This is a genomic window from Archangium violaceum, from assembly GCF_016887565.1.
In the GTDB taxonomy this organism is placed as follows: Bacteria; Myxococcota; Myxococcia; order Myxococcales; family Myxococcaceae; genus Archangium; species Archangium violaceum_B.
Genome location: NZ_CP069396.1, coordinates 2,474,359 through 2,490,652, shown reverse-complemented (window position 1 = coordinate 2,490,652; position 16,294 = coordinate 2,474,359). Strand labels below are relative to the sequence as shown.

At 70.2% G+C, this 16,294-nt stretch carries 14 protein-coding genes; 3 read left to right on the top strand and 11 right to left on the bottom strand.

Going from position 1 to position 16,294, the window contains the following annotated elements:
* Positions 1–6: 6 nt before the first annotated feature.
* The 4 genes from JRI60_RS10345 to JRI60_RS10330 form a co-directional block, all read right to left on the bottom strand.
* Complete coding sequence (locus JRI60_RS10345) at positions 7–786, bottom strand: tRNA(His) guanylyltransferase Thg1 family protein (protein WP_204225677.1); 780 nt, start codon at positions 784–786, stop codon at positions 7–9.
* The gene (locus tag JRI60_RS10340) at positions 752–1,243 is read right to left on the bottom strand and encodes an ATP-binding protein (protein ID WP_204225676.1); all 492 of its coding nucleotides are present in this window, start codon (positions 1,241–1,243) and stop codon (positions 752–754) included. Before JRI60_RS10340 ends, JRI60_RS10345 begins: the two co-directional genes overlap by 35 nt.
* 209 nt (positions 1,244–1,452) lie before the next feature.
* Positions 1,453–3,489, bottom strand: a complete 2,037-nt coding sequence (locus JRI60_RS54435) for an AAA family ATPase (protein ID WP_275439171.1) — start codon at positions 3,487–3,489, stop codon at positions 1,453–1,455.
* Positions 3,490–3,551: 62 nt separating this feature from the next.
* Positions 3,552–4,721: an acyl-CoA dehydrogenase family protein gene (locus JRI60_RS10330; RefSeq protein WP_204225674.1), complete on the bottom strand. Its 1,170-nt coding sequence runs from the start codon at positions 4,719–4,721 to the stop codon at positions 3,552–3,554.
* A gap of 292 nt (positions 4,722–5,013) precedes the next feature.
* On the opposite strand from JRI60_RS10330, the gene JRI60_RS10325 reads away from it, so the two are divergent.
* Both JRI60_RS10325 and JRI60_RS10320 read left to right on the top strand, forming a co-directional pair.
* Entirely contained in the window at positions 5,014–5,838 is an 825-nt protein-coding gene (locus JRI60_RS10325) for a polyphosphate kinase 2 family protein (protein ID WP_204225673.1), read from the top strand.
* An 11-nt stretch (positions 5,839–5,849) separates the two neighbouring features.
* Positions 5,850–6,923, top strand: coding sequence for an AAA family ATPase (locus JRI60_RS10320; RefSeq protein WP_204225672.1), 1,074 nt, complete (start codon positions 5,850–5,852; stop codon positions 6,921–6,923).
* A 5-nt stretch (positions 6,924–6,928) separates the two neighbouring features.
* Here JRI60_RS10320 and JRI60_RS10315 read toward each other — a convergent pair whose 3' ends face one another.
* Genes JRI60_RS10315 through JRI60_RS10300 form a run of 4 tightly spaced genes read right to left on the bottom strand, consistent with a single transcriptional unit; the run spans position 6,929 to position 10,732 of the window.
* Positions 6,929–7,843, bottom strand: coding sequence for a hypothetical protein (locus tag JRI60_RS10315; RefSeq protein WP_204225671.1), 915 nt, complete (start codon positions 7,841–7,843; stop codon positions 6,929–6,931).
* Positions 7,831–9,420, bottom strand: coding sequence for a caspase family protein (locus JRI60_RS10310; protein ID WP_204225670.1), 1,590 nt, complete (start codon positions 9,418–9,420; stop codon positions 7,831–7,833). Before JRI60_RS10310 ends, JRI60_RS10315 begins: the two co-directional genes overlap by 13 nt.
* Entirely contained in the window at positions 9,417–10,184 is a 768-nt protein-coding gene (locus JRI60_RS10305) for an anti-sigma factor family protein (RefSeq protein ID WP_204225669.1), read from the bottom strand. Before JRI60_RS10305 ends, JRI60_RS10310 begins: the two co-directional genes overlap by 4 nt.
* Positions 10,181–10,732, bottom strand: coding sequence for an RNA polymerase sigma factor (locus JRI60_RS10300; protein ID WP_204225668.1), 552 nt, complete (start codon positions 10,730–10,732; stop codon positions 10,181–10,183). Before JRI60_RS10300 ends, JRI60_RS10305 begins: the two co-directional genes overlap by 4 nt.
* Before the next feature lie 172 nt (positions 10,733–10,904).
* Here JRI60_RS10300 and JRI60_RS10295 point away from each other — a divergent pair, with 172 nt between their 5' ends.
* Complete coding sequence (locus tag JRI60_RS10295; protein ID WP_204225667.1) at positions 10,905–12,122, top strand: reprolysin-like metallopeptidase; 1,218 nt, start codon at positions 10,905–10,907, stop codon at positions 12,120–12,122.
* Positions 12,123–12,138: 16 nt separating this feature from the next.
* Here the strand turns inward: JRI60_RS10295 and JRI60_RS10290 are convergent, their stop codons facing one another.
* The 3 genes from JRI60_RS10290 to JRI60_RS10280 are packed head-to-tail and all read right to left on the bottom strand — an operon-like array spanning position 12,139 to position 16,278.
* Positions 12,139–12,762, bottom strand: coding sequence for a hypothetical protein (locus tag JRI60_RS10290; protein WP_204225666.1), 624 nt, complete (start codon positions 12,760–12,762; stop codon positions 12,139–12,141).
* A gap of 10 nt (positions 12,763–12,772) precedes the next feature.
* On the bottom strand, positions 12,773–14,374 hold the full coding sequence (gene sitA5 / locus JRI60_RS53185; RefSeq protein ID WP_430384372.1) for a SitA5 family polymorphic toxin: 1,602 nt from the start codon (positions 14,372–14,374) through the stop codon (positions 12,773–12,775).
* A gap of 11 nt (positions 14,375–14,385) precedes the next feature.
* On the bottom strand, positions 14,386–16,278 hold the full coding sequence (locus JRI60_RS10280) for a HEAT repeat domain-containing protein (RefSeq protein WP_204225665.1): 1,893 nt from the start codon (positions 16,276–16,278) through the stop codon (positions 14,386–14,388).
* Positions 16,279–16,294 lie beyond the last annotated feature (16 nt).

Sequence of the window (16,294 nt, the reverse complement as noted above, 5' to 3'; positions counted from 1 at the left end):
AGACCCTCACCCCGGCCCTCTCCCAGAGGGAGAGGGAGTCGCGGTCATCCGCTCGCGGACGTAGGCGTCGTACTCCTCCTTCATCGGGAGTGACTCGTCCACGCGCAAGCGACGGCGCGTCGTGCTCACCTTGCGGCCCGTGCGCGGATCCTCTCCCTCCTTCTCGTACTCCTCCCAGGAGATGCCCGTGCCACGCCGCTGCCAGAGGGGCAGCTCGTTGAAGTTGATCCCCCTCTGGAAGAGGAGCTCGTTCTTGAAGCCCACCGACTTGCCGTGCAGCTCCCGCGAGGCGCTCGCCACGCTCTGGCCTTCCTTGCGCAGCGTCCAGTAGCACCAGCCGTGCAACGCGCAGCGGGCCGCGTCCGCCTGCCTCCAGCGGAAGTAGTCCACCACGTCCTTTTCGTTGGCGCCCATCCACACCCGGCTGTCGAACACAGCCGGCACTCCCGCCACGTGCGTGAAGGTGGCGCTCGCCACTCCCGCGGAGATGGACACCAGCTTCTCCACCTCGCGGTCGAAGAGCGACCACTCCGGCCGGAAGAGGACGGAGATCTCATCGCTCTCCGTGTACGCGTAGACGCCCTGCAGCTCCTCCAGCAGCGCCGAGGCCGTGCTCACCATCTGCTGGTGCAGCGTCGCATCGAAGGGCTTCTCGTAACGCGCCTCCGTGAAGCGGGAGAAGCCCCGCCCGTCCACCCGCAGCACGCACCACGCCCCGCGCAGCAGCCGCAGCGAGTGGAAGAACTCGCCCTCACGCATCCGGGCCTCGAACTGGTTCGGATTCATCTCCCTCCCTCCATTCCCTCACGTGGAAGCCGCCCTCCGGGGCGAGCCGCACGTGGAACAACGCATCGAATCCCTCGGCGTACGAGGGCCACTTCAACTTCCGCCACGTGATGTGGAGCGCCTTCTCCGGCACCCTCGCCCGTCCCACCCGCCCCGCGTTGCGCTCGAGGCACACCTTCAGGTCCGACTCGAAGACGTAGCCCACCACCCGCGCCCCGTGCTCCCGGGCGATCGCGATGAGCGGCTCCCGCTCCTCGATGAGCGGGTGGGTGTTGTCCACCACCACCGAGCGCCCCTCGGCCAGCGCCTGAGTGATGAGCCTGCGCTGCCGGGCCTCGCGCCTGCGCGCGTTGGGCCACAGGTCCTTGCTCACGTGCACGTGCGTGGCCGCGAAGCGCTCCCGGAAGAAGCTGCTCTTGCCCGAGCCCTGCAGGCCGATGAACAGGACGAGTTCCATGGCGCGTCTCCCGTCTGACGGTGTGCACGCCGGGGCCCTGACGTCGGGGGATGTCCCCTCTCCCTCCGGGAGAGGGCCAGGGTGAGGGTAGGTGTCCCCGTCTTCCAACCCGTGGAGCGGAGTGAATGGGGTGGAACCCGAGCCCACTCCATACCCTCACCCCCCGCCCTCTCCCAGGGGGAGAGGGAGCATGCGCAACCCCATCCGCCTCACGTCCAGGACACCCGGTTCTTCAACCGGGCCGCTTCCTCCAGCTCGCCAGCGGCTTCCAGGATGGAGGCGGCGCGCGCATAGTTCGTGGCCGCCTCCGCCCGACGCAGGTGGGCCTCGTCGGTCTGGGCCGCCGACACCAGGAAGGGCACGGCGCGCCGGGTCTCTCCCCCCGCCATCCAATGCTGCGCGATGGTCGCCGGGGCCGCTCGCCTCCGCTCCAGCTGTTGGGCCAGGCGCCGGTGCAGCAGCGCCCCCAGCGCCGCGGGAAGCGAGCCCCGCACCGCCTCGAGCACCAGGTCATGCGTGAAGCACTCGCCCCGGAAGATCTGCGCAGCCTCCAATTCCCCCAGCGCCGCCGAGAAGGACAAGGGGCTCACCTCCAGCACCTCGCCGGCCAGCTCCAGGTTGAAGTCCGTCAGGGCCAGTGCCGCCACCTGGGCCAGTTGCAACGCCAGCGGGGACAGCCGCTCCAGACGCTGCTGGATGAGCTGGCGCACCCGTCCCGGCGGAGGCAGCCGCTCCGGCCACCCCCGCTCCAGGCTCCCCGACTCCATCAGGTGCTTGAGCGTCTCGGTGATGAAGAGCGGGTTGCCCCCCGTGTAGCGCGTCATCTCCCCGGCCAGCGACGTGGCCCCCGGCAGGTCGAGGCTCTCCAGCATCTCCCCCACCGCCACCGGTGAGAGCGGCTCCAGCGCCACGTTCATCAGCAGCCCTCCCTCCTCCATCCGCCGGGTGATGGCGAGCACTTCGGGGGAGAGCCCGCCGCTGCGGCAGCAATCGATTATCCGAGGCAGGGCGCCCGCCTCGTGGAAGCGCGCATGGGCATAGGCGCCCACCTCCAGGCTGGCGGCGTCGGCGAACTGCAGATCATCGGTGAGGAAGCAGGCCAGCCCCTCGGTGCAGCGGCGGAGCACCTCGCTGTAGGCGTCCAGGCAGCGCACCCGCTCGCCCTCGTTGTGCATGGGAGGAATCTCCTCGCCAGGCGAGAGCTCGGGCATTACGCGCGCCAGCTCCCGGCGGATCCACGGCTCCAGCCCTCGGGGTAGCTCGGGCCGCTCGATGAAGAGCTGCCGGGTGTGCCGCACGAATAGCGAGTACGGCACCTCCGAGTCCCCGGGCCGGCCCGCGAAGACGGTGAAGCGCCCCTTGGAGGCCGCGAAGTCCAGCGCGAGGCGCGTCTTGCCCACGCCCGGCTCGGCCATCACCAGCGCGAGCCGCCGCTCCTTCCACGCCTCCTCCAACCGTTCCCACTCGCGCGCGCGGCCCACCAGCACCGGTGGGCGCAGGACGGTGAGCGGCAGGCGCTTCCCCGGCGGGCTCCCCGTGGCACGCGGCCGCACCGCCCCGCGCTCCACGTCCCGGACCAGCGCGAGGGTGTCCGGGTGCGGCGAGGCGTCGTACTCCTCGCGCAGCATCTTCTGGCAACGCTCGAAGAGGGCCAGCGCCGCCAGCCGGTCCCCTGACAGGTAGTGCAGCCGCATCAGTCGGCGGAAGGCCTCCTCGGAGAGCGGATCCAACACCAGCAACCGCTCGGCGAAGTGCAGCGCTCCGGGCAGGTCCCCCTTCTGCTCCCGGGAGTCCGCCTCGGCGCTGGCGGCGCGGCGCCGCAGGCCCTCCAGCTGCTCGCGGGCCCTGCGCAACCACGCCTCGAAGTCCGGGCAGTCGTCGAAGTCCAGCGAGCCCAGCAGCGAGCCCGCCAGTGCCAACGCCCGCGCGTGGCGTCCGGCGAAGACGTGGGCCTCCAGCTCCACCGCGTCGGTGCTCACCCGGTCCGACAGGGAGACCACGTCCCCACCAAGCACCAGGTCCGCGCCGATGGCCACCCGCAACCGGCGCAGCAGCTGGCGCATGTTGTTGCGTGCCGTGTCCTCGCCGGAGTCGGGCCACAACATGCCCGCCAGCCTGTACTTGGGCGTGGGACCCTCCAGCGCCAGCCAGGCCAGCACCGCCGCCACCCGCCGCTGCAATTCCAGGGGCTCGGCCAGACCCAGGAGCCGCGCGCCCCCGAGCACCTCCAGTCTCCAGTCCGCCACGTGCTCCCCTTCCCGCTCCCAGGAGCAGCCGGGATGACCGTGGGGCCACCACTCCTGGACGATCATGTCCAGAAGCCCGTCGGCTGCCCGAGGAGGGAGGCCCCGGCCTGGCCAAACCACCCCTCAGCGGCAGCCGCATGCTGCCTGAAGGTGTGGATGTCACGGAAGCGTCTTTGCAGGGACGAGCCATCCTTGAGCGAGCTGGCGCCACCCGACTGGTAGCACTTGCCCACGACCTCGGCCGCCGTCTCCGTCACCCAGGCCAGGGCGGCCGAGGCGCGCGGGGCCAGGGCGGGAATGGCGGCGGGGTTGCCCTCGCACGCGGCCCAGAACTCGTGGGAGAGGTCTCTCAACAGCCCCCGGGCGGCCCGCACGCTCGTGTCGGCGCGGCCGAGCTCGAGCTGGAACACGGGGGACTCGACCAGCGGGACGCGGGCGTACAGCCGCCGCTTTCCCATCCCGACGAGCGTCACCAGGTCATCCACCGCGCCCTGGGCGATGCCCAGCGCCACCGCCGCCATGTGCAGCACGAAGTGCAGCAGGGGCGCGGTGAGACCCGGCACCGGCACACTGGGAGTGCCGAGGAAGATGTCGAAGGAGTACGCCTCGGGGCAGAAGGCGTTCTCCATCGCGATGTCATGGCTGCCCGTGCCCCTCAGGCCGAGCACGTTCCAGGTGTCGATGATGCGCACCTCGCCGGCCCGCAGGAACATGCCCCGGGTCCGAGGCGCGCCCTCGGTGGGACCCGGGAGCGGCTGTCCGTCCTTCAGGACGACACAGTTGCCGAACAGCCAGTCCGCGTGCTGACAGCCCGAGGCGAAGCCCCAACGGCCATTGACGCGATAGCCCCCCTCCTCCACCACCGCCTGCCCCTGCGCGTTGAAGGCACCGGCCACGAGGACGTCCGGCCCTCCCGAGTAGATGGCATCGAAGGTCTCGCGCGGCAGGAGCGCGAAGATGTGCGGGCTCTCCGCGCCGATCATCGTCGTCCAGGCCGTGGCGCCATCCGCCCGGGCCAGCGTCTCCATGAGCTCCATGCCGGCATGCAGGTCCCCCTCGTAGCCACCGTGACTCCGGGGCACGAACAGCCGGAAGACCCCCGCCTGCTTGAGCTGGCCGACCACATCCAACGGCAACCGCCGCCCCGATTCGATGTCCGCCGCCCGGGAGGCGATGACTGGAGCCAGCTCCCTCACCGCATCCAACACCTTTCGCGCCTCGGCGTTCTTCATGTACCTCTCCTGGGTATGGGCGCAGGAGTCCCCCCATGCGCCTGATCCAACCAGGAGCGAGCATCTAGCGAACCGGGTGTGACGGCACCGTGACGGCTCCACCGAGTGTCAGGTCACGGTACAGGCACGGTGGAGAGCGCCCGGACAGCGGCTCCCGACCCTCTTTCGAGGCACTCACGGCCGGTCCCGAGGGGGATTGCCGTGTCACGGCACTTGTACTCTTTCATTGTCGCCCGGGTCATTGTCAGGCCCGGGCCCCCATGGGAACCTCCCCTCCCTCGGGGAGGGGCACATGGACTTCACCATCGACAAGCAGGGCGAGAAGGTCAGGCTCGAGAGCATTCCCACGGAGCCCCCGAAGAACGTGGATCGGGACGAGGCGAAGCGGGAGCTGGAGACGCTCGGCGAGGAGCTCTTCGACCTGCAGGACCTGCTGTGGGGCGCGCGGATGAACTCCGTGCTCATCGTGCTCCAGGGCCGTGACACGGCCGGGAAGGACGGGACCATCAAGGGGGTGGCGGGCTTTCTCAATCCCCGAGGCGTCAGCGTCACCTCCTTCGGCGTCCCCACCGAGGAGGAGCGGGAGCACGACTTCCTCTGGCGCATCCACCGCCACACGCCGCGCAAGGGCGAGCTCGCCATCTTCAACCGCTCGCACTACGAGGACGTGCTCGTCGTGCGCGTGCAGAAGCTCGTCCCGGAGTCGCTCTGGAAGGAGCGCTACGGGCACATCCGCGACTTCGAGGAGCTGCTCGTCGAGCACGGCACCATCATCCTCAAGTTCTTCCTCCACATCAGCCGGGAGGAGCAGGAGAAGCGCCTGCTGTCACGGGAGAAGGAGCCGCGCAAGGCGTGGAAGATCAACGCCGGGGACTGGGAGGACCGGGAGCACTGGGACGACTACACGAAGGCGTACGAAGAGGTCCTCTCGCGCACGTCCAGCAAGCAGGCCCCGTGGACGATCGTCCCCGCGGACACGAAGTGGTACCGCAACCTCGTGGTGGCGCGCGCGCTCGTCGAGGCACTCCGGCCCCACCGTGACACCTGGCAGAAGAAGCTCGACCAGATAGGCGTGAGCAAGAAGGCGGAGCTGGAGGCCTGGCGCAAGGGCAGGTAGGACGCTCGCGCATGCCCGTCCAAGAGCTGTGGATCGCCGGCTACCGCTCGGTGCAATCGCTGCGCTTCCCGCTCGCCCCGGTGACGGTGGTGGTGGGGCCCAACGGGAGCGGGAAGACGAACGTGTACCGCGCGCTGCAACTGCTGCACGCGGCCGCCGAGGGGACGCTGTCGCGCATGCTGTCCGAGGAGGGCGGGATGCCCTCCGTGCTCTGGGCGGGCCCGCGCAAGAAGGGAGACGCGGCACGCCTCACGGTGGGCGTGCGGCTGGACGACCTGGCCTACGAGCTGTCCTGCGGGCTGGTGCCTCCCCCGGAAGGGCCCTTCGCGTTGGATCCGGACGTGAAGGAGGAGACGGTCTGGCTCCACGAGGGAAAGCGCCGGCACGTGGTGGCCGAGCGCCGCTCCCGGAGCGTCTTCGCGCGCGACGCGGAGGGCAACCGCACCACCTTCGCCGCCGAGCTGTGGGGCAATGAGTCCGTGCTGGCGCAGATAGCGGAGCCACACCGCTTCCCGCTGCTGAGCGTGCTGCGCGCGGAGCTGCTCCGCTGGCGCTTCTACCACCACTTCCGGACCGACCCGGCCTCGCCGCTGCGCCACGCGCAGGTGGGCGTGCGCACGCCCGCGCTCGCACACGACGGGAGGGACCTGGCGGCGGCGCTGATGACCATCGACCACATCGGCGATGATCGGGGGCTGCAGGCGGCCGTGGAGAGCGCCTTCCCCGGCTCGAGACTGGAGCTCGGCGGCGAGGACGGACGCTTCTCCTTCCGCATGAGCATGCCCGGCCTGCAACGCCCGTTGGAGGCGTCGGAGCTGTCCGACGGGACGCTGCGCTACCTGTGCCTGCTGGCCGCCCTGCTCTCTCCGCGCCCTCCACCCTTCCTCGCCCTCAACGAGCCGGAGACCAGCCTGCACCCGTCACTGCTGCGACCGCTGGGGCGGCTCATCGCCAGCGCGAGCCGCCGGGGACAGGTGTTCGTCACCACGCATGCGCGCGAGCTCGCCACGGCGCTGGAGGAGCACGCCGGGGCGACCGTCCTCCCGCTGACCAAGGATGGAGGAGCCACGGAGCTCGCGGAGTGAGCGTCCTAGGGCGGCGGAGGTGCTCCCTCCGGGGGCCGGCAGTAGGAGCGCGGCGGCCCGCGGTCATTCATGTCCACCTGGACACCGCTGCTGGGCCGGCACCCCCGGATCTGCTGATCGCACTGGTAGGGAGGACCACGCCCGCACTCTTCTGACACCGTACAGGCCTTCAGCCAATACGCCTTCGTTGAATCGCTCGGATCCCTCAGGAGGACCGAGCCACGCTGGCGGCATCCGTTCGGCGGAGGCTCCGCAATGAGGCAGGCGCCGGTGGGCCACGGCCCGATGAAGTCGTGGACGCACACGCCGCCTCCACATTCCGCGTCGCTCTTGCAGGGGAGTCCAAGTGGCACCCCGCATTCCCCATCCGCCACGGGCTGGGTGCGGGGACCGGAGCGCGGACAGTCGAGCGGAAGCGCGACGATGTGCCAACCCGAGGCGAGCGCGGCGCCAGTGGGCGAATCCCGGGCGGGCAGCGCATCGAGCGCGCGAATCAACACCCTCCCGGACGAGCCACCGATGAGCGGCTCCGCCTCATCCCTTCGACCATTGCCGTTCGCATCCTGGTAGGCCGCGAGCCACGCGACGCCATACCGCGCGCCAGCGGGCGTGGTGACGAGGTGCTGGGCACCGGGCTCGTCGAACAGCTTCAGCTCGAAGGGCCGGTAGTACTCCGCGCGGATGGCCGCCGCCGGCTGCTCGACCAGGATGTCATCGGCGCCCTGCTCCTTCGCCTTGACACTCCAGAACACCCCGATGCGCACCCCGGGATGCTCCGGGTCGACGTACTCCGAGGTACCGCCCACCGAGCCATTCACGATGAACCGCGGCGTCCCCGAGTACGTCCCGTCGACGATCGAATCCCCGCAGGAGAGCATCACCCCCGCGAGCACCCCGGCGAGCCCCCTCACCAGCGCCATACGATTCCTCCCGTGCCCCACCAGGTGAGGGGCGTCAGCAGCTCGCGGTCCACTTCCTCCCCGCCCTTGACCACGGCATGAGGGAAGAGCCCGCTCACCGGCCCGCCCTCGAGGCGGAGGGACATTCCCGCGCCGAGATATCTCTCCACCAGCAGGATGCCGCCAAAGCCCGCGCCCCAGGCCCGCCGGTTCGTGACGAGCCGGTCCGAGTCGAAGACCTGCCGGTGGAGCACTCCCTCGACGAAGAGCCCGAACGCCACGCTCACGGGCTTGAGGTCGACGAAGCGCAGCAGGGTCAGCCCCAGCCCGAGCTCGTCGTGGCGGCGCACCAGCAGCCCGTCGGAGCCGGGGCCCTGGATCGTCATTCCGCGCAGCCGCGCGCCGATGGAACCCCACTCGAAGTCGAGCCCATAGCCGAGCTGGAACTGGGGCGTGATGCCCTCGCCCACGAGCATCTGCCCCCGGGCTCCTCCGAGCAGGCTGAGGTGCTGCGTGTAGGGCTTCGGGCCGCCACGGCGACGCACGAGCCGGTCATAGCGGACGGTCTCGAAGGGCAGCTTGGCGAGCTCCACCACGGAGCCCGCGGCGAGGGCCACCTGGTACTCGCGGTACTCGTCGGCCTTGCGCTGCTGCACGAAGTAGTTGCCCGCGGGCAGGGACAGCTCCCGCCGCTGGCCCTGTGGCGAGGCCTCCGCCACCACCGGTCCCCCCTGCCGTCCCTCCATGATGAGGTAGAGCGCGGCCTCGCCGAGCCGCAGCCGGCCCGAGCGCCCTCGCGGCTCGGCCGGTGTCGACAGCACGAGCTCGCCGCGCCCCTTCACCTCCCAGGAGTAGGTCGGGTGCTGGAGCGCCACCGTCTGCCCGCTCGAGCGGAGCGTCTGCGCATAGGTGTAGCCATACGCCTCGGTCAGCGTCACCTTGCCGTCGTCATCCTCGTCGGCCGCGCCGCGCAGCGCGTTCACCAGGTGGTGGGTGAAAAACGAGCCACTGAGCCGATCCGACTCCTGGCTCGCCTCGCTCGCGCCGCTCGAGGTGATGATGGCCAGGCCCTCGGTGGCCACCTCGTTGCTCAGGGTGATGTCGAAGCTCTCCGCGGCGTTGACGCCCTTCACGCGCGTCACCGTCCCCGAGCGGCACGCATCGAGCACGAGCAGGCGCACCCCCGCGGGCGAGCCCTGGACCAGCGTCTTCAGCTCCTCGAGCGGCAGCTCGGTGCCTCCGAGGTGGAGCGCCGCCGCGTCGGCATGGCCCGAATAGAAGACCACGAGCGCGGTGGGATGACCCTCGCCGGCCCGGGCGCGGATGGCGGCGTTCACGTCCTGGAGCGCGCGCCGGACCGAGGCCGCGTCCTCTCCGAGCAACAGCAGCGTGCGCCGGGAGGAGATGCCTCCGTACTCACGCAGGACGTTGGAGAGGGCCCGGGCGTCCTGCTCGGCGTACAGCAGGCTCACCTCGTTGGGGGCGCCGTCGTTGTGACCGATGGCCACGACCCAGGTGTGTTCGGGGAGGGCCCGGGCCGTGAAGGGCGCGAGCACCCCGAGGACGAGCCACAGGAGCACCGCCCTCCCGAGGCTCATGGTGCCTTCACCAGGATGAACGGAGTGGTCACACAACCGGCGGGGCACACGGGCGCGGCGATGGCTCCCTGGGAGGTGCAGTTCGGCGGACCCACCTCGACCGGACAGTGCACGAGGTAGAGGGTCTCGCGGCCCGGCTTCTCGTCGAGCGACACCGCGCCGGGGAGCGCGATGCCGGTGCCCTCGGCGAAGCGCGTCTGCACCCCGGGCTCGAAGGGCCACGCGGTATAGAGCGCCCCGGACGACTCGACACCGAGCACCGTCACATGGCCCTCCGCCGGCAGGTCGACGACGAAGCGGAGCCGATCTCCAGGCTTGAAGGCACCCCCGCTGACCGTCTCCTCCGAGTGGTCGCCCGCGAACCGGAACACGTGCAGCGCGAGGGAGCCCTTCGCTCGATTCTCCGGAGGCCGCACCTGCTGGGTGCTGACCACCAGGAGGACGACGGCCGCGGCGGCCGCCGCCGCGAATGGGGCGCTCCGCTGGCGTAACCAGCCGAGGAGCCGCTCGGGGAGTGGAGCGGGCTTGTCGAGCCCGGTCCGGATGCGCGCCAGCATCACGCGCGGGTCCACACCCTCGATGGCACCGAAGCCGGCCCGGCGCTCCGTCATGCGCGCGCCACACTCCACGCAGCCCGCGACGTGACGCTCGGCCTTCAGGGTGTCCTCCTTGGGAAGCTCACCCGCGTGGAGCCGATCCAGCGTGAAGTCAGACGGACAATCCGGGCGCCCCGTCCTCAGGGCACCGAAGTCGGGCGGGTTCATGAACGCCTCCTTCCGAATCCCAGGAAACCTGACTTCTTGGGCTCCGGGGGCTGCTGCGACACCTGCGCCCCCGCCCAGGCCTGGAACCGTTCGAGCAGATTGCCCACCGTGCGCTTGGACACGCCGAGAACCTCGGCGGCCTCCTCGTGCGACATGCCGTCGAGGAAGACGTACACGGCGGCGGCGGCCTGGCGCTCGTCGGCGGTCGAGAGCAACCGCCGGAGGAGCAGCAGGTCATCGGGGTGCGCCGGGTCGGGCTTGTCGGTGCCGTCCACCATCGGTGCCACATGCTCCTCATGGAGCTCGGCGCGCCGCGTGCGGTCGCGGATGAGGTTCAGGCAGTAGTGAGTGGTGATCTGATACAGCCACGTCGTCATCTGGCTCTGTTGCCGGAAGCCCTGGGCGGCGCGGAGGGCGCGGATGAAGATCTCCTGCGTGGCCTCCTCGGCATCGGCGGGGTTGCCCAGCAACCGCAGGGCACGGCGGTACACACGGGGCCCGTGCTGGTCGAAGAGCGAGGCAATCTGCTGTGAGTCGGTTCGGCTCACCGCGTCGTTCGGGGTGGAGGGAGACCCGGAGTGTACCAGTAAATACGCCATCGGACCGGCACCCGCCCCGCGAGCCCGCCCGCCAGGCGCTCCCAGCTCACGGCCACTGCGTTGAACTAGGATGGTCGTCATGCGGGCTGCCTCCTGTCACCTCTTCCCTTGGCTTGGACCCGTGAGGTGGCGTTTTGGGCAACTCGTGTTTTTCGGGCTGCTCGGAGCCTGCACTTCGAGCGAGCCCCCACCCGCCACGCCGCCCGCTTCCTGCTGGACCGCGCTCGACGAAGCCGCCCTGGCGAGTCCGTGGCGGGCCCCCTGGCTGACGGTGGGAGAGACACCGCTCGATGAGCAGGGCCTGGGGGGTCAGGTGGATGGGGAGCTCGGAACGAACGCGCGGGGCGTGGCCCTCCGGGTATCCGCGCCGGACGGAAAGGCGGCCTGCGTCCAGCTCGACGAGGTGAGGGACGCGGCCGGGGGAAACTGGGTGACCCCGCCAGCCTCGCTCGAGGATTACGGCCCGTACTGCCGGAGCTGCCCCGAGCGAGTCTCGGTCGGGGTGGGAGCGGGTCTCTACGTGCTGCCCTCGGGAGAACCGCCACCGCCGGAGACCTCACGCCTCCAGGTGCGTGTCGCCGCGCGCGAGTGCTCCACCTTCCTACCCACGAGGCCCGGCGAGCACCCGGAGCGCCTGCGCATCGAGGCGCTGACCCTGCCCGAGGTGGAGGAGACACGCGAAGGGGTGGTGCTCCTGGAGGTGGCCATCACCTCCGGCTCCGTCTTCCACGAGGACGGCGCTCCCCTGCCCGAGGCCCTCGTCGCGGCGCTCGACGAGGTGAACGCCCTCCTGCGTCCAGGGCGGCTCTCGGTGCGACCAGTGCGCGTCCGCCGGGTGGACGTGAAGGATCCGCTCGACTTGCAGCGAGGCGACCACACAGCGCTCGAGCGATTCCACGGCACATTGCACGCATGTGACGAGGGGGGAAGCGCCCCCGATGACGGCTGGGTCCCGCTGGTGCTCGCGGGATGCATGCGCCTCACCGACCCGGTGCTGAAGAAGACGAACGAGCCGGAGGGCTTCGTGCCGCGCATCCCGGATGGCCTGGCCGCGCCGGGGCGGGCGCATGGCGTCTTCATCCGGGGTCGGGGTTGCCGCGAGGGCTCACCGCGCATCTCGTGGCCGACGGGGTACCTCGCTCGGCTCATCGCACACGAGCTGGGCCACTACCTCGGCCTGTACCACTCCGTCGAGGAGGACGGGACGACCGACCTCCTCGACGACACGGGCGCCGACAACCTCATGAGCTACCGCCCGTCGACTACGGGCACGCCGGCCTTCAGCGCGAGCCAGTTCCGCATCATGCGCCGGCACCCGGCGGTGCGCTGGGAAGAGTAGTCCCAGCCAGGCGGCCTCAATGGAAGATGAAGTCGAACCTCTCGATTGCGGCCTTGAGCTCCTCCTCCGTCGTCCCGGAGCGCTTCGCTACAGCCGGCGCGTAGAAGCACAAGGCCACCGTGGTGGGCAGTTCCTTGGACTGGCCTTCCATCCGGACCGGCCGAAAGCTTCCCGGCCACTCGACGCGGGCGAGCTCATGGCCTCTGCCGACGGGGTCGAGGATGGTGAAGCAAGGCCAGCGCGGTAAGCGCAGTGTACGGGGGTCACAACTCTGGAAGCGGCAGAGGTCCAGGCGAGCCTCCGAGAAGTCGCAGTCCTCCACCTTGCCGTGCTCCCACCCGTTTGCGTAACCAGGCCAGGCACCGAAGTCACAGCCAAACATGCGCCCCTTGAGCCTGCATCCCTTCAGTGAGGCACACGTCCAGGAGAAGTTCTTCAACTCCTGCTTCACCTCGATGTCGCAGTCGATGAAGTTCGTCGGCCGAAGAATCAGCCGGCTGGAGGGGACGCGCACAACCACCGTGCAACGCCGCAGTGTCAGGTTCGGCCCGAGGTAGATGAGGCGATTCGTCTCGGCCTTCAGCTCCAGCCGCTCGCTCTCAATCTCTCGGTCCTCGTAGATGATGTTGCCGAGCCACATCTCCGCGCCCTCAGAAAAAGATCATCCGGAAGAGCTCACCGGACATTCGCCGGCCGTGCACTCCGAAGTTCTCCACCGTCCCGGAGAGCACCTCGTATTGGCACCCTCCCGGCCTCGGGTCCACTACGTCCACGCCTCTCTGGTTCCAGACCAGGTGCTGGAACTCGGACTTCAACCGTCGATGTACCCAGCGCCCACGAGCCAGCCCCTCCAGATGGGCGACACTCCGGTGGTTGCCCAGTTTGCGCGCCTCCTCGATGACATCCCATTCAGCGGGAGTCAGCTTGTCGGGCCCCCATTCCTTCGCTATCCGATTGGCCGCTGCCTGCAGTTCATCCCCCAGCTTGTCCTCCACGGGTATGTCGTTGAGCCACTTGCCTCGTGGGAGGTGCCACCGCTGACCGTTGCCGAGGATGACCTGCTGGTTGCCGCCCCGATGCCGTATGGCGATGGTTCCCGAGTGACCTCGAGAAGCCACCGCGGCGCTCGCGGCACTGTTGTGGCTGAGCATCGCCCCGGCGAGGGGCGCCTGCGGAGACGTGAGGATGGCGAGGGCACGCTCCGACGAGGCCACGACCGTCTCCACCGCCACTACCTGCTCCACGACTTCCGTCACCGGCACCCGGAAGCCCTGGGCCTCCCACTGCGCCTGCATCAGGCCGTATCTCGGCAGTGATTGAATCCGCGCCGCCACGTCTCCGAGCGTGCGCCCGCTCAACGTGGCCACCGCTAGAATCAGTGCCCTGGCCACATCCGTCCCAATCACCCTCCCGAGCTCCTCGCCCGCCTCTCGCAGCTCGGCGAACGTGGTGGCCTCGTGGGCCCGGGTAGCCATGCGGGTCCACCCATCCACGAGCCCCCACACCGAATCCACCCCCAACCAGGCCACGAGAATCACCGACAGAGCCGCGGCCACTGTCTTGGTACTCGGCTCGGGGACCAGCCAGAGCGCGAGATACAGTCCGGCAGCCCATACCAACGAAGAGAGCACCGCGCGGGGGCTCAGCTCCCGCCCCAGGGCATCCCTCGTCTCGTCCAGCACGGAGCCGAAGGCCAGGGCCAGCGCCAACGTGCGCCGGTCATCCGTGCGCAAATAGGGCCCATCGTCGAAGAGGCCCAGGCAATCACCACCACCGCGGCCCTCGCACCAACTCAGGTACCTGGCCCGCAGCGCCGCTTCGGCCTTGGGGACGAGGGGGCCCTTGTCGTCCAGGGGCACCATGCTGAGGACGCGGCCACGATAAACTTCAGCGAGCAGTTCCTCCTCCGGCATGGCCTGGAGCATCCGCTGCGCGGCCTCTTGGGGCGTCCCCTCCACTCGGAGGTGGCTACCAAGCTGCTGTACCGCCCGCTGAAACTCCGCCCTCGTCACGGGTACCACCCGAGGGGAGCCTCCAGGCTCGAGCACATCCACCGCGACGACAACCACCTGATCGAGCGGGAGGGATTCCGGGCGGATCGCGCGCTGCTTCGGAGCCGACAGCCCTCCCCTGCTGCCCATGGGAGCACGCGTGGCACATGCGACGTGGAGGACGAGGACTATCAGGGCCAGGAAGCCTGTCCCCGCCCGCCACGGTGATTCCCGAGAACTCCGCCGCCGAGTTGCACGCACGACCCCGCAGGTTAGCGGAGTTCCTCCGCGCGCACGAAGCGGCCGATGAGCACCTGCAGGTCGGGCACGGTCTCTCGATGGAACTGCTGGACGAGCGCGAGCCGGGCGGAGGCATCGGTACCCGCGGCGGAGCCCAGCAGGGAGATGAGCGCGGCGCGAGTGCGCACATCCGACTCCGAGGCGAGACGCGCCGCGGCGGCGGCGAGGACGGCGGGCGAAGCGGGCCGCTCCCCCTCACGAACCTGCTCTTCGAGCGTATCGGCGATGGACCGGCGCACGCGGGCATCCTGCTCCTGGCCGAGCCAGTCGATGAGCACCGGCTCCAGCGTGGCGGACTCCATGCGGCGCCAGGCCCGGGCGGCATGGGCGCGCACCAGCGGCGAGTCGTCCTGGGTATAGGAGCGGAGCGTGTCGGCGAAGCGCTCGTCGCCGGAGTTGCCGATGGCATCGAGCGCCACCGAGAGTTCCTCGCTCCCGCGGGCGACTCGCAGGCGCGTGTCGAGCTCGTCGTGGGCCAGTTGGCCCACCTCGGGCTGACGGGCATCGACGCGATGGGAGAGCGCCCCGAGCGCCAGCAGGGAAGCGTCGGCTACCTGCCGCTCCTCGGGGTCCGAGCGATTGGCACGCGCCTGGTCGATGAGGGTGTGCGCGGTGCGCTCGGAGGGACGAGGAATGTCCTGCAGGGCGACAGCGGCGCGCATGCGGTCCTGGGTGCTCAGACCCCGGTCGGTGAGAGCCGAGGCGAGCCCGCTCTCGGCCGCGAGCGTGCCGGTCTTCTCCAGGGCCAGGAACAGCACGGAGTGGAGCTGCTCGGGCAGGCTGCCGCCGCGCATGCGGGCGATCAGGTCCGGGATGGCCTCCGGGTGGACGGACAGGTAGCTGGCCAGGCGCTGGGTCGCGTCGTGCACGGCGTTGTGGCCCCCTCCGAGCTTTTTGGCGAAATCGGCGAGCACGCCATCGAGCGACATGGCAGCCAGGGCCGGATCCGGCGGAGGCGGCAGCTCGGGGGAGGAGCGCTTCGCACTGGCGGAGGCATCCCCCCAGGCGAAGCGCCCGGAGTCGAGGTGGGCCAGCACGGCCGGAGCTCCCCGTGCACCCTCCAGACGCTCCACTTCCACCTGGGAGCTCACGTCGCTGAGGAGCTTGTTGCCCATCCACACGCGCAGGTGCTCACCACCACTGAGCTGGCTCACCCAGCGGCCCTTGGAGTCGAGGGTGGCACGGGTCCCGGAGGAGAGCACGTCGACGCGCATCCGGCCGCCGAGCTGCGGCGGGAGCAGGGGCAGGCTGGAGGCGATGTACCGGCCATGCTGGCGCGAGAGGGCCGGGGCATCATCCGGGGCGGAGGCGTCGAGCGTATAGGTCGCGTCGAAGGCCCCGAGCGTGTCCCGGTGACGGGAGACCCACTGCGCGCGCCGGAGCGGCGGGAGGACGATCTCCGCGGCCTGGAGCGAGCCCTGGAGTTGACGGCGCGCCTCGGCATCCACGGAGGGGTCGAAGGCGAAGTCGCCGAAGCGGCAGTCGCGACCGACCTGGAGGAGGAAGGGAGTCTCGAGGGCGGCGAGGCGGGCCGGCTCGGCCTCCGCCGCGCCACCTTCGAGCAGACGGACATCGGTCAAGGTCGCGGCCACGACCCACCCCACGGCGGGGCGCTCCTCGAGGACCCGCCACCACAGGGTGGCCTCCAGACGGAGCTGCTGGGGCGAGGCGGTCTCGGACGGGCGCGCGGAGCTGGTCGCGCGCACGTGGAAGGCGAGCTCCTCTCCGGCGGAGAAGCGGCAGGAGAGCGGACGCCGGGTGGAGGCCGTGGGCGCCTGGGCGGGCCGGGAAGGCCACAGCAGGGCGGAGACGGCGGCGAGACCGAGGACGAGGGTTCCGAGGAGCAGGGACGTGCGGCGGGTCATGGTCGCGATCCTCTTC